This window comes from Dyadobacter diqingensis (assembly GCF_024220585.1).
Lineage (GTDB): Bacteria > Bacteroidota > Bacteroidia > Cytophagales > Spirosomataceae > Dyadobacter > Dyadobacter diqingensis.
On the sequence record NZ_JAMXKF010000007.1, the window covers coordinates 99,635 to 117,237 of the forward strand.

Annotated in this window: 12 protein-coding genes; 7 read left to right on the forward strand and 5 right to left on the reverse strand. The window is 43.1% G+C overall.

Annotation, left to right across the window (positions count from 1 at the left end):
- The first annotated feature begins 1 nt into the window (after position 1).
- The 4 genes from M1L62_RS18950 (at position 2) to M1L62_RS18965 (ending at position 5,902) form a co-directional block, all read left to right on the forward strand.
- The gene (locus M1L62_RS18950) at positions 2-1,099 is read left to right on the forward strand and encodes a bifunctional transcriptional activator/DNA repair enzyme AdaA (RefSeq protein WP_254561191.1); all 1,098 of its coding nucleotides are present in this window, start codon (positions 2-4) and stop codon (positions 1,097-1,099) included.
- A gap of 93 nt (positions 1,100-1,192) precedes the next feature.
- Positions 1,193-1,915: a lipocalin family protein gene (locus tag M1L62_RS18955; protein ID WP_254561192.1), complete on the forward strand. Its 723-nt coding sequence runs from the start codon at positions 1,193-1,195 to the stop codon at positions 1,913-1,915.
- Positions 1,916-1,971: 56 nt separating this feature from the next.
- The gene (locus M1L62_RS18960; protein WP_254561193.1) at positions 1,972-2,823 is read left to right on the forward strand and encodes a sugar phosphate isomerase/epimerase family protein; all 852 of its coding nucleotides are present in this window, start codon (positions 1,972-1,974) and stop codon (positions 2,821-2,823) included.
- A 268-nt stretch (positions 2,824-3,091) separates the two neighbouring features.
- Positions 3,092-5,902, forward strand: coding sequence for a M16 family metallopeptidase (locus M1L62_RS18965; RefSeq protein WP_254561194.1), 2,811 nt, complete (start codon positions 3,092-3,094; stop codon positions 5,900-5,902).
- Between the two features lie 757 nt (positions 5,903-6,659).
- Here the strand turns inward: M1L62_RS18965 and tnpA are convergent.
- The 3 genes from tnpA to M1L62_RS18980 all read right to left on the reverse strand — a co-directional run bounded on the left by tnpA (position 6,660) and on the right by M1L62_RS18980 (position 8,921).
- Positions 6,660-7,097: an IS200/IS605 family transposase gene (gene tnpA / locus M1L62_RS18970; protein WP_254561195.1), complete on the reverse strand. Its 438-nt coding sequence runs from the start codon at positions 7,095-7,097 to the stop codon at positions 6,660-6,662.
- 97 nt (positions 7,098-7,194) lie between these two features.
- On the reverse strand, positions 7,195-7,437 hold the full coding sequence (locus tag M1L62_RS18975) for a DUF3820 family protein (RefSeq protein WP_254561196.1): 243 nt from the start codon (positions 7,435-7,437) through the stop codon (positions 7,195-7,197).
- 20 nt (positions 7,438-7,457) lie between these two features.
- Positions 7,458-8,921: a nicotinate phosphoribosyltransferase gene (locus M1L62_RS18980; RefSeq protein ID WP_254561197.1), complete on the reverse strand. Its 1,464-nt coding sequence runs from the start codon at positions 8,919-8,921 to the stop codon at positions 7,458-7,460.
- A gap of 241 nt (positions 8,922-9,162) precedes the next feature.
- Between M1L62_RS18980 and M1L62_RS18985 the strand changes: the two genes are divergently transcribed.
- Positions 9,163-9,432, forward strand: coding sequence for a helix-turn-helix domain-containing protein (locus tag M1L62_RS18985; protein WP_254561198.1), 270 nt, complete (start codon positions 9,163-9,165; stop codon positions 9,430-9,432).
- A gap of 468 nt (positions 9,433-9,900) precedes the next feature.
- Positions 9,901-12,318: a TonB-dependent receptor gene (locus tag M1L62_RS18990; RefSeq protein ID WP_254561199.1), complete on the forward strand. Its 2,418-nt coding sequence runs from the start codon at positions 9,901-9,903 to the stop codon at positions 12,316-12,318.
- Between the two features lie 304 nt (positions 12,319-12,622).
- On the opposite strand, the gene M1L62_RS18995 is transcribed toward M1L62_RS18990, so the two are convergent.
- Positions 12,623-13,813, reverse strand: a complete 1,191-nt coding sequence (locus M1L62_RS18995) for a phosphoglycerate kinase (RefSeq protein WP_254561200.1) — start codon at positions 13,811-13,813, stop codon at positions 12,623-12,625.
- 300 nt (positions 13,814-14,113) lie between these two features.
- Between M1L62_RS18995 and M1L62_RS19000 the strand changes: the two genes are divergently transcribed.
- Positions 14,114-15,805 carry a VRR-NUC domain-containing protein gene (locus tag M1L62_RS19000; RefSeq protein ID WP_254561201.1) on the forward strand — a complete coding sequence of 564 codons (1,692 nt, stop codon included), beginning with the start codon at positions 14,114-14,116 and terminating at the stop codon, positions 15,803-15,805.
- Between the two features lie 59 nt (positions 15,806-15,864).
- Here the strand turns inward: M1L62_RS19000 and M1L62_RS19005 are convergent, their stop codons facing one another.
- Positions 15,865-17,484: a hypothetical protein gene (locus M1L62_RS19005; protein ID WP_254561202.1), complete on the reverse strand. Its 1,620-nt coding sequence runs from the start codon at positions 17,482-17,484 to the stop codon at positions 15,865-15,867.
- Between the last annotated feature and the right edge of the window lie 119 nt (positions 17,485-17,603).

Consider the following 17,603-nt stretch of genomic DNA (forward strand, 5'->3'; position numbering starts at 1 on the left):
CTTGTCAATTTTCCGGTTGCAGCCGCTTTGGGCGACACCTATTTTTGTAAGAAAAAACACCATGCTTACAAACGAAATCATGTACCAGGCCCTGGTCGATAAAGATGTTTCCTATGAAGGGAGTTTTATTGCGGCCGTTAAAACTACCGGAATTTTTTGTCGTCCTACCTGCACCGCCAGAAAACCGAAACCGGCAAATGTTGAGTTTTTTAAAACTACCAAAGACGCTATTCTCCATGGTTACCGGCCCTGCAAGGTTTGTAATCCGCTCGACAAAATGGGCGAAACCCCTCATTACGTACGCGAAATCCTAAGCGCATTAAGCCTTAATCCGTCTCAGAAATTCAAGGACTGGGATTTGATACAGCGAGGAATTGAACCCAGCAAAATCCGCCGGTGGTTTTTAAAAAATCATGGGATCACTTTTCAATCCTATCAGCGCATGTTCCGGATCAACTCTGCTTTCAAGAAAATTCAGGACGGACATAGCATTACATCCGTGGCATTCGATTCAGGTTATGAATCACTGAGCGGTTTCAACGATTCCTTCAAATCCATTTTTGGCGTAGCGCCCACACTGAGCAAAAACAAACGGATCATCAACATAACCCGGCTGGAAACGCCACTGGGGCCTATGTTTGCCTGTGCCGTCGAAGAAGGTATTTGCCTGCTTGAATTCACAGACTGCCGGATGCTGGAAACCGAGTTCAAAACGTTGGCAAGGTTACTTAATGCCACGATTGTTCAGGGTGAAAATGTCCATTTTGATCTTTTACAAACAGAACTAAACGCTTATTTTGAAGGCAGGCTGAAACATTTTTCGGTGCCGCTGTGCATGCCCGGAACAGATTTTCAAAAAGCGGCCTGGAAGGAACTGCAAAATATCCCTTACGCGGGAACACGGTCTTACAAACAGCAATCCATCGCACTTGAAAAACCGGAAGCAGTTCGGGCAATAGCCGGCGCCAACGGCATGAACAGAATATCAATACTCGTTCCCTGTCACCGGGTTATTGGAACAAACGGCGACCTGACGGGTTATGGCGGCGGTATCTGGAGGAAGCAATGGCTGTTGGATCTTGAAAATAAAAATCGGTGAATATCGCCATTTCCTCAAAATTGAATGATACCTTGATGCGTTAAGAAGGGGACTTATCCCGTTTCGTTTAACCAACTCATCAACGTATTCTTAATGAAAAAGCTATCTTTTTTTGTTCTCGCCATCAGCGCTGCACTGAGTTCCTGCAACCAGGAATCGGGCTCCATTTCAGGAAGTTGGACCACCCCAATCGAAGGCCAGACACAACATCAAAGCGGATTTACACTAAAAGACGACGGAACCGCCGCGGGCATCAACCTGGGTGATAAGCGCTTTGAAAAATGGGAAAAATTCGGAGACCGCCTTATTCTTTACGGCACCGGACAGGATGAAAATAAGGCAGTCGGTTTTACGGACACGCTCAAAATCGTATCCGTCAGCGACAGTGCATTGATCCTGAAGATTACGGGTGGAAAAGAAATAACTTATACAAAAACGATAACACCCGACAAGCTGATCCGGGATTTTGAGCATTACGACTGCTACGCCTATGTTGCCAGAAAAGACACCGCTTTTCTGCACATCAATACTGCCAACAATATTGTGGCAGGTGATCTTGAATACAGATTATTTGAAAAAGATTACAACAAAGGGACAGTGAGAGGCAAAATGTCGGGCGACACGTTGCTGGCCGACTATATTTTTTCATCGGAAGGGCATGAATCTGTCAGAGAGATTGTTTTGATCAAAAAAGGGAATGATTTCATTGAAGGATTTGGCGAGGTAACGGAGACAAACGGAAAATTCAGCTTTCAGGACCGATCGAAGATTAACTTCAAAAATGGATTGACATTCAGGAAAATTAACTGCCCCTGAGCATCGTGCAGGTATGATCTTTTCAAAAAAACAAGAAATTTAAATTTGACTCACTTATGTTAAATCCAAAATTCGGAGCTTCCATATTATCCTGGATTCCACCTGTATGGACGCCGGAAGCGGGGCTGCATGCGATAAAAAAGACGGCAGAAGCAGGATTTGATATACTGGAAATTCTGCTGCCTGTTTCCATGGATTTTGACGCGGCGATCGTCAAAAAACAACTCAGAGACCATCACATCGAAGCAGTTTGCTCCTTAAACCTGCCCAAAAGCTGCCATATTCCGTTTCATCCCCTCGAAGCAACAACGCTGATCAAAGCAGCACTGGATAAAACCGCCGAACTGGGCGTTAACTTTCTGGGTGGTGTTTTGCATTCAGGCATCGGCGTTTTCACAGGACTGCCAAGAACCAAGGAAGAAGAAGTGATCATTTGCCAGGTGTGGACGGAAGTTGCTGCTTATGCGCAAAAACTTGGCATAAAAATAGGTGTAGAGCCTGTGAACCGATATGAAAGTTATATCTGTACGGCTGCCGGCGAAACATTGCATCTGGTAAAAAAGACAAACGCCGCGAATCTCGGTCTGCATCTGGATACCTTTCATATGAATATCGAAGAAGCGAATTTTTATGACCCGATCGTGCAGGCTGGTGATAAACTTTTCCATGTACATATGACAGAAAGTGACCGCGGGATGCTGGGAGAAGGCAACGTACACTGGGACGAGCTATTTAAAGGTTTGTCGGAAATTGATTATACCGGCGCACTGGTTCTTGAAAATTTCTCTTCGGAAATCAAGGAGCTGATCGGCCCTACGTCGCTCTGGCGGCCATCAAAATATAATGCCGAAGATCTGGCAAAAGGCAGCCTCGCCTTCATGAAAAAAATGGTTGAAAAATATTCCTAGATTGTTTTCATGAAGACTAAATGCGGCGCAGTGTTTTTACAAATTTCACTCATATGATTTTTGTAAAACCATTGCTCCGCATTGATCTTGCTATATCATCCGTCTTATAGACATGCATTCTTCAAGCCGATTTCCAAATCATTGCGACTCTGTGTCAAATCTTTAATCTTCCAGGCAACGAAAATATTTTAACCGTGTCTCTTTGCAATCGAAGCGATTAACTATATCTTTCGTTTCTCATACATTCTATCAACTTAATATAAGTGAAATGAAAAAATCCTTCATGATTTTGTGCATGTCTGGTATGTCGCTTGCGGCTATGTTACCGTCAATGGCACAAGACCTGCACACACAGAAAGTCCCGCTTGACCCCTCCGTTAAAACCGGTAAACTTAAAAATGGCATTACATATTATATTAAGAAAAATGCCGAACCCAAAAACCGCGCAGAACTAAGGCTGATCGTGAAAGCGGGCTCTGTTCTTGAAACCGATGCTCAGCAAGGGCTGGCTCACTTCATGGAACACATGAATTTTAACGGAACAACCAACTTCCCGAAAAATGAGCTGGTTAACTTCCTTCAAAAAACGGGTGTGCGTTTTGGCGCAGATCTAAACGCTTATACCGGCTTTGATGAAACCGTATATATGCTTCCGATTCCGACGGATTCGGCAGGATTGCTGGAAAAGGGGATTCAGGTTTTGGATGACTGGGCACATGGCGCGCTATTAGACCCTTCTGAAATCGAAAAAGAAAGAGGTGTTGTTTTGGAAGAATCACGGATGGGCCGCGGTGCGCAGCAGCGTATGCGTGACAAATATCTGAAAATGATCCTGAACAATTCACGATATGCAGACCGTTTGCCGATTGGAAAAGACAGCATCCTGAAATCTTTCAAACCGGAAACGATCAGAGCATTTTACAAAGACTGGTACCGTCCAGATTTGATGGCGGTAGTCGCCGTGGGTGATTTTGATGTGGCGAAAGTAGAAGCGCTGATCAGCCAGAAATTTGGTAAAATACCGGTAACAGCAAATCCTAAAAAACGTACCGAATATGGCATTCCGTTGGATGGCACAACCAATGTAGCCATTGTAACCGATCCTGAATATCCTCAAAATGTCATTCAGGTTATCTACAAACAACCGAATTCGAAGGAGAAATCGTTGCAGGATGTACGTGATAACATCGCCCAGGGATTGTACAATGCCATGATGGGCCAGCGCATGCAGGAACTTACTCAAAAGGCAAATCCTCCGTTCCTATACGGTGCCAGCAATTACAGCGATTTCCTGGGGAATCTTGATTCTTACACGTCCGTGGCATTGGCTAAGGATCCGGGATCCGTTGAAACGGCACTGGTAGCCTTGCTGGAAGAAAATGCACGCGTTCAAAAATTCGGTTTCACCGCGCCTGAGCTGGACCGTGCAAAAAAGGATTTTATGAATCAGATGGAGCAGGCCTTTAAGGAAAAAGATAAGACCAAGTCGGCCAATTACGTTTCCGAATATCTGAATCACTTTCTGCATCAGAAACCTTACATGGGTATTGAGGCGTATTATGCTTTTTTACAAAAACATATTGATGGTGTAAAACTGGAAGAGGTTAACGGTCTTGCCAAAAAGTATATCACCGACAAAAACCGCTCTGTGGTGATCATGGGCCCTGAAAAAGCGAAGGACGCGTTACCAACAGAGGCTAAAATCCGTACATTACTGACAGAGGCGGGCAAAAATGTTACTGCCTATGTTGACGATGTGCTGGATTCTCCATTGCTTGCTACCGAGCCTAAGGCCGGGAAATTGGTCAGTGAAAAGAAAAATGAAAAGTTAGGGATTACCGAGCTCGTTTTATCAAATGGCGTAAAGGTTTTGCTTAAACCTACGGATTTCAAAAACGATGAAATTTTGATTCAGGCGACTGGGAAAGGCGGATTTTCGTTATTCCCTGGCGAGCGCGAAACCGGAATTTTCACGAGTTATATGATCCAGTCAAGTGGTGTTGGTCCTTACAATCAGACGCAACTGCAAAAATTCCTGGCAGGCAAAACAGTAAGCGGTGGTCCATTTGTAACGGAGCTAAAAGAAGGCGTCGAAGGCAGTACCAGTCCGAAAGATCTGGAAACTACATTGCAACTTATTTACGCCTATTTTACAGAGCCACGTAAAGACAAAGAAGTGGTGAGCGGCATGCTGGCGAATCAAAAATCTTATCTGGAAAACATACGTAAAACCCTGACTCCGGATAAAGTTTATTCCGATTCATTAAATGCCGTGCTGACGAGCAATAACCCTGACCGTCGCCCGCTGACACCGGAAAGTATTGATAAGGTAAGTCTGGATCGTGCGGTTGAAATTTACAAAAACCGTTTCGCGGATGCGTCTGACTTTGTTTTCACGTTTGTAGGTGCATTCAAGGAAGATGCCATCAAGCCTTTGCTTGAAAAATATCTTGGCGGATTACCGTCCACCGACCGCGACGATACTTACAAACATCCGAATATATTCCCGCCAAAAGGCCGTATTGAAAAAACGATCTATAAGGGACTTGAACCTAAAAGCAAAGTAACCCTGATCAACAGCGGCGAATACGATTACAGCCCTGAAAACAATATTCAGATCGAGGCATTGCAGGAAGTTTTACAGATCAAACTGATCGAAGCACTTCGTGAGGAAGAAAGTGGCGTGTATGGCGTAAGAGTGTCCCAGGATGTCGATAAATTCCCTTCGGGACATTACCGTTTCACGATCGGATTCGGCTGTGCGCCTGAAAATGTTGAAAAACTGGTAAGCCGCAGTGTGGCTGAAATGAAGAAAATCAAAGAAAACGGAGCTGATCCTAAAGATATTGAAAAGTTTGTAGCAGAAACCAAACGTAAAACTGAGGTGGCGCTGAAAACCAATAATTTCTGGATTAACTATATCGACGAAAATACTTTCCTTGGCGATGATCTGGACGAGATTCTGAAAGAAGATCAGCTCTTGAAATCGATCACCGTCGCGAGTACAAAAGCTGCTGCCGCCAAGTATTTTTCGGATGATAACTTCATCAAAGTAGTGCTGATGCCCGAGAAAAAATAATGCTCCGGGCTAAAGCCCGACTGGCCGCGGTGACTCATCGCCCAAGGCTAAAGCCTTGGGTTAATCAATTGAATTCCCGGAATGGATAAACTTTTTGACCCAGGGCTAAAACCCTGGGTTATTTTTTTGTCTGATTAGTTTGTAAATAAAATGATTTTGCTGGTATGCTTACCCATCTCCCCAAGTATTCAGCCCTCGGATCTGGGAAGCCTCTCTAACATCGTGCTTCGGCAAAAGTCTTCGTCCAACTCACGCCACCTCAGAAAATCCAAACTCCGCTACTAATAACCGCATTAAACCAAGGCTTTCGCCTTGTGTGCTCGAAAGCCTTTCTAATATCCGGCTTTATTAACCCAAGGCTTTAGCCTTGGGAGCGTAGCAGCTCTCACCATACATCCGGCTTTAGCCAAAGCCCTCTTCCACCTCACCTCACTCAAGAAACTCCAAACTTGGCAAGCACCAGCACATTAACCCAAAGCTTCAGCCTTGGGAGTCCAGCATCTCTCACTGTATATCAGGCTTTAGCCAAAGTCCTCCTCCAACCGACCTCATCCCGGAAAATCTAAACTTGGCAAGCAACAGCACATTAACCCAAAGCTTCAGCCTTGGGAGCCCAGCAGCTCTCACCGTATATCAGGCTTTAGCCAAAGTCCTCCTCCAACCGACCTCACTCCGGAAACTCCAAACTCCGAAAGCGCAACCACATTAACCCAAGGCTTCAGCCTTGGGAGCTCCAAAGCCTCTCTAACATCAGGCTTTAGCCGAAGTCCTCTTCTGAATATCCTAAACTATTAACGAAGATCCTGTACTCCTCAGCGAAGGTTTGTTTTTGATGATGCGTTTGTTGGTTATCAATGTACCTTCTGACAAAATCAATTTTGTCATTGCTCACCGAAGCAGCAAAGTATTTGTCGCCCCAATACAACCTGTCTTTTGTCAAATGCGTTTTGTTCGCCCAGTAAGTGCTTTCACCTTTCAGGAACTGCATTTGTTTCGAAATCCCAAAGTCTGGATTAAGCAACATCAGTACATGAATATGATCATCATGTCCATTGATCCTGTCAATAAAAATCCCCTTTTCCTTTGCATTGACGAGAATGTGGTTGCACAGACTCTTTAATATGACTGGTTTTAAAACCGCTTCCCTGTTTTTTGTACCCCAAACCGCATGAATCCAGATTTTAACATATGACATAACTTCGGCTGTTAAATACTTCAATATCAGTTAGACTAAATATTCCTTTCGAAGTTTCCATCACAACCCAAAATCTTTTATCCAAAAACAGCTGCGATTATCTTTTGTAAATTTTCTTTAACCCGTCAATCAAAAACATAAGATCATTCAGTCTGATTTCATACATCGTGCTCAGCATCATCCCCAGTTTACCTGCCGGAAAACCCTCCCGCTCAAACCATTCAAGGTAAGAAACCGGCAAGTCTGTTATCAGCCAGTCTTTATACTTACCGAATGGCATACGGTACAATATCAGCTCTTTTAAAATCTCGGTATTAGGTTTTGGAATCTCGTCACTCATTTTTTCTATATTTAAAGCGCTCACTTCGCTGCTCTTAACTTCACAATCAGATCCGTTTTCAAATCAAACAGTTCTTTTTCAAGGCCAACCGGATAGGTATGCGGATTGACAAAACGTTTGATTCCCGGATGAAAATGAGCAAGTTGCTGTTCAACACGCTCCCTGGTTTCATGAATGGTTGGTAAATGATATATCAAAACACCCTTCGCAAAAACCGGCACCAGCAAGTCTTCATAAGAAATCGTTTCTGAAAACGATCTGGTTTTCGTAAAATCGTACGGGTCCACCATCGTCGATTTTCCAATGAGTGGCGTTTCGATATTAAAAATCATATCGGAAATAAAACCTTTCGAATCCTTAAACCTGCGTACCTGCTGAATTCCCGGCGTCGAAACTTTAATTGCCTGCTCCGACAATTTCAGCTTATAATCCCACTCACCCGACTCACTTTTTATCGCCGCCAGTTTAAAAACACCGCCTAATGCCGGCTGATCAAAAGCAGTAACCAACTTCGTTCCTATTCCCCATACGTTGATTTTTGCGCCTTGAATTTTCAAGCTGTCCATGATGTATTCATCCAGATCGTTACTGGCCACAATATTTGTTTTTTCAAACCCAGCGGCATCCAGCAGCTTGCGTGCTTCGATACTCAAATAAGCAAGGTCACCCGAGTCAAGACGGATACCGCCCAACGCATATCCCCTCTCGCGAAGCTGTTTTCCGACCACAATGGCATGTTCAACACCTTGAATGGAGTCATAAGTATCCACCAGCAGCGTCACATTGTTCGGCATGTAACGTGCATAAGTTTCAAATGCTTCGAGCTCAGTTTCAAACGACATTACCCAGCTGTGTGCATGTGTACCCTTTACAGGAATCCCGTAAAGTTTCCCTGCAAGTACATTCGAAGTAGCGTCGAAACCGCCGATGTAAGCTGCACGACTCGCCGTCATGCCACCATCAGGTCCCTGCGCTCTTCGTAAACCAAACTCCAAAAGGGCATCATCGTTTGCGACAAGGCGCATTCTCGCGGCTTTGGTAGCAATCAGCGATTGAAAATTGATCAGGTTCAACAGCGGCGTTTCCAGCAACTGGCACTGCAAAACCGGTCCCTGAATACGGAGCAATGGCTGATTCGGAAACACGACCGTACCTTCCGGGATAGCATCTACGCTGCATTTAAATTCCATGTTACGCAGATAATCCAAAAATGCTGGTTCAAACAGCGCCTTCCCGTCACTGCCGGTTATCGATCCGATATATTCCAGATCTTCTTCATCAATCCGATACTCATTCAAATAATCAATCACGCTGCTTAATCCGCAGGCAATCGTAAAGCCGCCCTGAAATGGATGTTTTCTGAAATAAAGATTGAAAACCGCCTCCTGCTCTGCCTTCCCGGATTTCCAGTAACCATAGGCCATGGTCAGCTGATACAGATCGGTAAGAAGACTCAGGGAAGTATCATATAATCTATTAATCATTTCAATTTTGTTTTGTTAAAACAGAACGACTAATTACTAAAAAATCCTGGCTTTTAAGACTAATAGAGGTCAACTTTTGAAAAGGATGGTGCGCGGTTCTGACTTTTCACCTTGTTTTCAGTCATTACTCCCTTCCATTCCCGATCAATTAACATTTTTTCAGCCCGGATAAATCTTTTCAGCAAGTAAAAACCGTATATGTTATAGTCAGGCTAACGTTAGAATTTTAACAAGGTATATCATGGAAGTTGCAGTAGAAACGAAAACAAGGGCGGTAGCTGCAAATATTCGAAAGATAAGGGAATACAGAGATTATAGTCAGGAATACCTCGCTATGAAACTCGGCATTTCCCAAAACGCATATAGTAAAATAGAGCTCGCATACACTAAAATTACCCTGGAACGACTAATTCAGATCGCAGCCGTTTTGGAAGTTAATCTTATAGATCTTTTAAATTATACCGGTGAGGATCTGGTACAATTATACGAATCGGCCGTTCGCAGCAGGTAACCGCTGAATAATTTTTGATTAAAGTGAGATAAGTGGTGAGTAGTGTCAGAAGACAGGGTGTTTCCGAATTGGAAACTCCCTGTCTTTCTCTTTTTCAAACAGTTAGCATTTCCCTTTTTCCAACCCGTTTATCATTTTCAACTTATCGGATTTCCATAACCTACACCGGTTTCAGGCCAATTCATCATAGAAATCCTACCATTTAAACTTTTTTTCTTTCCTCGTGCAACATTCTTGCGTCTATTTGTATCTATCAAAAGCAAGCCGGTCACCTGGATTTCCGTTCATACAACATAATTACCATTTGTGTAATCTAAGGTTCTATGTTATACCAAGTACTTATCTTTGCAATGTAGTCGATACTCAGAGAACAACAGAATCTTAAAATTCCGGGAAGACTCCACCAGTATCGCTTGAAAATATAACGATCTATTAGCCATGAAATTCTTTATTAATCTAACTGTAGCCTTGCTACTGAGCGCTAGCTTTGTGCTTGCTCAATCCCCGCCAACAAAAGGAAAGGTTTCAGGATCTATCCAGGATGAAAAATCTCAGCCATTTCCTTTTGTTAACGTTTTGCTTCTGAAAGCAAAAGACTCTACCCTGTCCAAAGGACTTGCGGCAGATGAAAACGGAAAATTTATTTTCGACCAGGTTGACGCCGGAGACTACCTCACATTGGTGTCAATGGTAGGTTATCAAAAAATTTATAGTAAAATTTTTTCTGTCTCAGAGAAAACCGTAAACCTTCCTTCTTTCAAACTTCAACCCGAATCTCAGGCACTGAATGAAGTAACTGTTACAGCCAAAAAGCCCTTTATTGAGCAGGAAATCGACCGTACGGTTATTAATGTTGAAAACAGCATTGTCTCCGCAGGCGCTACCGCACTCGAAGTTTTGGAGCGTTCTCCTGGTGTAACCGTTGATCAACAAAACGACAAGCTGCAACTTCGCGGAAAAGATGGTGTCATTGTGCAAATCGATGGCAAACAGACTTACCTGACTCAGGCAGAACTGGTCAATCTGTTGAGAAATACACCCAGCGATAACATTGAAAAAATTGAACTGATCACCAATCCATCTGCAAAATATGATGCAGCCGGAAACTCGGGGATCATCAATATCAAGTTTAAGAAAAATAAAAATTTCGGAACCAATGGTAATTTTTCAATCGGCGGCGGTATTGCATCTCCGGGATATGGACGGGGCAACGCATCGCTTGCGCTGAACAACAGAAAAGGAAAAATCAGCTTGTTTGGAACCGGAAGTGCATTTGAAGGCGAAGGATTTAATTCCCAGGATATCTACCGGGCGATCCCATATGAAGGTAAAACAACCACTTTCAATATGATATCCAAAAGTGACTGGCGTTCAAGAAACTATAATTATCGGGCAGGAATGGACTATTTCGCTACGGACAAAACGACAATCGGAGTTCTTTTTTCAGGGTTTTACAACTCGTGGAAAAATCCATTGCGCGCAACCAATGCTGAAATATTGAACGACGACCTGAGCCTTCGCCAGACCTATCACACCGATACCAAGGCACACAATAACATGAATAATATCAGCGCCAATGTTAACCTTAAGCACCAGTTTAACGACAAAGGGAAAGAACTGACTTTTGACGCCGATTATGTCCGTTACGACAGCAAAGGATTCAATTCGCTGGACACGAGATATTTCACACCCGATGGCAAGCCGGACGGCACACCGGATATTATCCGCAATAACATGCCGGCGCTGATTAACATTGGTGTAGCCAAAATGGATTATGCGCAGCCTGTTGGCAAAGGAAAATTTGAGGCTGGTTTGAAATCAAGTTATGTAAAATCTGACAACAACATGATTTTCGAAACGTTTGACGACACATGGCAACTCGATCCGTCGCGTACTAACCAGTTTAAATATACTGAGAACATCAACGCGGGATATGCCAATTTCAATGGCCAGATTAACTCAAAAACCAAGTACCAGCTGGGTTTACGTGCGGAACATACGCATGCCATTGGAAATTCGGTAACATTGAACAGCATACGTGACCGTAATTATTTTAACCTTTTTCCAAGTGTTTTCTTATCGAGAAACCTGGATAGCAGCAACGTGTTGAATCTGTCTTACAGCTACCGTATCGATCGTCCGAACTATCAGTCGCTGAACCCTTTTGAGTATTATCTGGACCCGTATACATTCCAGAAAGGTAATCCAAACCTTCGTCCACAGTATACGCATTCGTTCCAGCTGGTGCACGTTTATAAGAGTTTTCTGAATACAACGCTGGCATACAGCCGCATCAAAGATATGATTGCCGATGAGGTTCCGATGCTGATTCCGGAAGAAAACAAAACTTATGTGACAGCTGAAAACCTTGATCATCAAAACTATGTAAGCTTAACCATTTCGGCTCCGATACCGGTAACAAAATGGTGGAATGTGCAAACCAACGTAACGGGAGCCTATAATCAGTACAAAACGTTCTACCGTAACGCCCAGTTTAACATGAACATTTTCACCTGGAATGCTTATGTGAACAACACATTTACTTTGCCGAAAAACTGGACGGCGGAGATTTCAGGTTGGTTTAACAGCCCGGCCATTTACGGACTTTTATCATCAAAGTCACAGGGTGCCATTAACCTGGGTTTGCAAAAATCTTTAATGGACAAAAAGGCAACTATTCGTCTGAGTATTCAGGATCCGTTCTGGTCTAACAAATTCAGAGGAACTACAAAATTCGAGGATATCGATCTGCGAGTGAAAAGTACATGGCCAAGCCGCCAGGCCCGGATCACGTTTACCTACCGTTTTGGTAACCAGAATGTGAAAACCAGACAACGTAACACGGGTTCTGACGACATCCAGTCGCGTGTGAAAAGCGGAAGTTAAAAAAGAAAAATACAGGTCAGGTTGTGACTTTATTTATAAATTAGTTAGGTTAATAATACAGACAATCCATTCTTCGTTTGAGGGATGGATTTCTTTTTTTAAGGCTTTCAGCGGTCGGCAGTCGGCTTTCGGACTGTGGATAATGCCAAAATTTTACGAAAACACAAGCCCACACCCTATCCAAAATAAATACTAAAATCTATTTTTTCTGAAACAAAAAAAATTGAGAACCAAACGACAAACGTTCAATTCTCAATTTTAATCCTTAACAATTAATCCTTAACAATTAACCATTAACACCTATCTATTTTTCCAAAGCAGCAACGCCTGGCAAAACTTTACCTTCCATATATTCCAGCAAAGCACCACCGCCAGTTGAAACATAACTTACACGGTCGCCATAACCTGCATTGTTCACAGCAGAAGCAGAATCACCACCACCGATCAATGAGAATGCATCGTTATCTTCCGTAGCAGCTACTACCGATTCAGCGATCGCGTTCGTACCAATTGCAAAGTTCGGGAATTCAAAAACACCCATCGGGCCATTCCAAAGAACCGTTTTCGAAGAGGCAATGATACCTTCAAACAATTCAACAGTCTTAGGTCCGATATCCAAACCTTCCCAATCTGCCGGAATTTCAGCAGCCGGTACAGTCTGACGGGTTGCGTCGTTACTGAATTTGTCAGCAATAACGGTGTCGATCGGCAATACAATATTTACACCTTTTTGTTTTGCTTTTTCAAGCAATTCCAGTGTCAAATCCAACTTATCAGCCTCAAGTAATGATTTTCCAATATTTCCACCCAACGCTTTTGTAAATGTATATGACATCCCACCGCCGATGATCAGATTATCAACTTTATCCAATAAACGTTCGATGATCAATATTTTATCAGAGATTTTGGCACCGCCCATGATCGCCGTGAAAGGACGCTCAGAGTGTTCAAGAAGTCTTTCTGCGTTATCAAGTTCAGCCTGCATCACATATCCACAAACTTTATCAGTGAAAAACTTACCGATAACCGCCGTAGAAGCGTGGGCACGGTGAGCCGTTCCAAATGCGTCCATTACCCAAACATCACCCAGTTTAGATAATTTCTCAGCAAATTCTTCATTTCCTTTTTCTTCTTCTTTATAAAAACGAAGGTTTTCCAAAAGCAAAACTTCACCAGGCTGTAATGCTGCGGCCAGCTCAGTTGCGCTTGCTCCGATACAATCGTCAGCAAACTTTACGGTTTTACCTAAAATTAACGAAAGCGGGTTTACAAGGTGTTTCAATGAATATTTTTCCGTAGGCCCATCTTTCGGACGTCCCAAGTGGGACATCAAAATCACAGATCCTCCTTCACTAAGAATCTTGCTGATGGTAGGTATGGTCGCACGGATACGGGTATCATCCGTGATCTCAAACTTGTCATTAAGAGGTACGTTGAAATCAACGCGAACCAAGGCTTTTTTGCCGGAAAAATTGTACGAATCTAATGTTGTCATGGGCTCTAAAAGTTGTTTTCCATTGGAAACAAATGTAATTCAATTCTCCATAAAATACTACGTTAATGAAAAATGGGCAATGTTTGTATTGTCATAATGCAATTTATCCTATTTATTTTTCCAAAAATCAGCCAATTACCATTAGAAATGTATATTCCGGAAGTACCTTTTAATTAAAAACAGCTATAAAACCGGATCGAAAACATAAAAGATTGTATCGGACAAATATTTCAATGATTCACTCGTTATATTTGGATAAACTTTACCAGCATTCAGCCTCAACAATCCTCTTTAAGTACTGTGCAGATTAACGAGTTCCCGAAGGATCTTCCCCCAAAATATTACCACGATTACTTTGGCTATGTGCTGGATTTTGTACGGAAAATGTACGAATCACTGCTTAATACCTCTGAAATAGCTTTTTTGAATGAATATAATGCCCTGTCAGAGGACGCGCAATGTCTTTTTATTCGTTTCAGCAACAGGAGCAAATCGTTTTTCCGGGTTAACACCCTTTCGTACTCAGAGATCACAGACATCCCGGCGGCGCTTAACGAACTTCACGACAAACAATTCATCCAGTCGCTTTGTGAACTGCATGAGGACCGGTTTGAAGAAGTAATGGATCTTTTTACAAAACCGGAACATCTGGCATTTACCAAAATTCTTGAGCCGGAAATCATGCCTTCAAAATCGATACGAAAACCTGATCTGATCAGATGGCTTTTGTACGAATATGATTTTAAGATTATCTGCGAAATCATCCAGGAGACCGAACCGGTTGTAAAAGTCGGTTACGAAATGGAAGTGATGATGATGAAATTCCTGTTTTTTGGAAACCGTTATGCTGATATGACGGAATTCGTGGTAAGGGATTTGGGTCATGTCCGGTTCCAGTCATTCGACGAAGAACATCTGGCTATTCAGTTTGAAAGCAGAAAGGATGTGGACGATACGCTGATGGTTTCGCTGATGAAAGAAACTTTTAACGTATTGAAAAATGCAGTTCCACCGGAGGAAGTTTTCGACTGGTTTATGAACTGGCAAACCGGATTTTCAGCAAATCTGAGTGCTAAGGCTCTGCCATCCTATCATCTTTTTATTGTGAAAGTTGGCGCATGGCTCGAACGTAAAAAAATGCTCTCACAGGCCCTGACGATTTATCAGCTGACCAATGACGCCCCTTCCAGGGAGCGCCGCGTGAGGCTTTTGTACAACCTCGGTGAAATTGAAGAGGCGCTCGCACTTTGTGAAGAGATAGCTGAGAATCCACAAAATGCTGATGAGCGTTATTTCTCGCAGGATTTTCACGAAAAAATTATCAATAAGAAAAAACGTGCTGTAAAACGTACAACCCAGGCACTGAAAGATGCCAGCAGCATTGAGATTCCGGTGTCTTATCGATTTCGTGTGGAAAGGGGGGCTATCGACTATTATCAGGAATTGGGCGCTCAGGCAGTATTTAGTGAAAATGAGCCCTGGCGCGCGCTGTTCGGCCTGTTATTCTGGGATATCATTTATGACACCAATGTAAAAGCTATTCATAATCCGTTGCAGCGAGTACCGTCAGATTTCTTCCTGCCCGATTTCTACCTGAAAAGATCAGAGCAGCTATTGGCCGGAATGAAAAATGCTGACACAACCGAAGCGATTTCACAAATTGTTGAAAATACGTTTCATGAAAAATTCGGGATTACCAATGTACTGGTGAGCTGGTACCCGGGCATGCTCGAAACTGTTCTGAAATTAATCTCGCTGCTGACACCTCAGCAGATTCATGCCGTTTTGCTGGAAATGGCCTATAATCTTCGTGAAAATACCCGCGGTTTTCCCGACCTGCTCGTCTGGGACGAAACCGAATATTCCTTCATTGAAATAAAATCACCAACGGATCATTTGTCTTCCCGTCAACTTCACTGGCTGCATTTTTTTGCCAACCATGGTATTAAAAGCCGGATCGTACGGGTGAAATGGATCAAAGACGAAATTTAACAAAAACAGGCTCCCACAAAATGAGAGCCTGTTTCACTACCGAATAACCCTTTCCCTATTTACTTTTTCTGATAAGCTCTGTTGAACACGCCTACTTTTCCTTTTTTCACCGGAGCGGAATAATTGATCTTATTTTTTCCTTGTGGTATGCCGTCGCAATCACCTGCAACAACAGTCTCAACCGAGGTATAAATGGTAGTCGCCCACTTAGGTATCTTGATATTGGCAGTTTCACTGTTAAGATCAAGCTTGGAAGCGTCGCAATTGTCTTTCTTGACCGTACCCAATAAATGATATTGTGAAACTGTTTTGGAAATTGTATCAACAGGACAAATACAACCTACACAAGACGTTGGCGACTTTCCGTATTTAACCCGTTTAACCTTAACCTTTTTATAGGCATATACTTCCAGGAAACACTGTTTGAAACAGTTAGGCTCTTTAATCTTGATCACGTCCGGCTTCTGCACCGAGAATCCGGTTGTAGCCGGCTCACTGATACAGGAGGCACAAGAGGAAATTTGCTGGCTTTGAACGGTAACATAGTATTGTCCTTCAACCGGGCGACCCGTTGCCGGGTTCAGATAGGCTGCCGGCCAGGCCATTTTCGTTTCTTTCTGACAAATCACCTGCGCAATCACATTATCCATGCCACCGTTCAACTGATGCAAACGCGCTGTAAATGTTTCACTTTTCGTACTATCCAAAATACTGCGGCTTTTCCAGGTGATCTGAATACTGTCAGCCTTTGTAGAATCCAGCGTACTGAAAATAAGCCCTTTGATAGACTTCCCGTTCATCATCAGTTCAAGCTCAGGCGCTTCACACAATAATGGTGGTGTCGGGTCTTTCTTAACCGGGATATCACGAATAAAATTACGGCGAAACGCAAGTCCGGCCGTGAATCCGCCATGTTTTCTCTGATAACTGTAAATGGTGGCACCTGGAAAAATGTAGTCAACTTTCGTCCTGAATCCGGCCGCTTCGATACCCCATGACCAAAGCCCTTTTTTACTTGGGAAAAATACACCCAGTGTAGCCAACATACCCGCATGATAACGCTTATCCGTTGCAGTGACAGAATAAATATTGTTTGAGGTAGCCTCGTCGTACACAAAAATAGCGGCTGGCGTTGTACGAAAAACTCCACCACGCACCGATGCTTCAATAAAAGGCGATCTCGGTTTCTTGCCAAAGGCATAACTGATTACCGGTCCGACTGCCAGATAATGATCTTCCGAAGCCCCCTTGCGGATAACCGCATTGCTGGATCCCGATTGGGCAATGACATTATCCAGAAAAGTATCCAGATCATTTCTCAAAAAGAACATTTGCAAACCTGCAACGGCTCCTACCCCGAACTTGAACTGCTTTTTCTTTTTAACATTGAAAAAATAGTCCGCATTTAAACCTGCGTGAAACCCGATTCCGTTGAACAGAGATTTGTCACGATATTTTGATGAATTAAATGTACTCGACCACTTTCCGCAGAACGCCACGGCAGGCCCGATAAAACCTCCTACCCGCCAGGGGCTTATTTTTTGTTCTATTGCAATGGTGTCACATCCGCCAGCCGGATTGGGACAATTGGCATTTTTAACTTCCTGAGCATAAGACACTGATCTTATCAGACAAAATAAGAGCAGCGGAAGTACCGTGAGTAAAATGTGTTTCTTCATAAACCAATGAATAAAAGTGAGTGAATAGTGCTCCCTGGCATTTTGCCTTTTTATTAAAAGACAGCACATTAACATTACAGACGTACTAACCTTGCTTTGGTAACAGGCCTTTGAATATT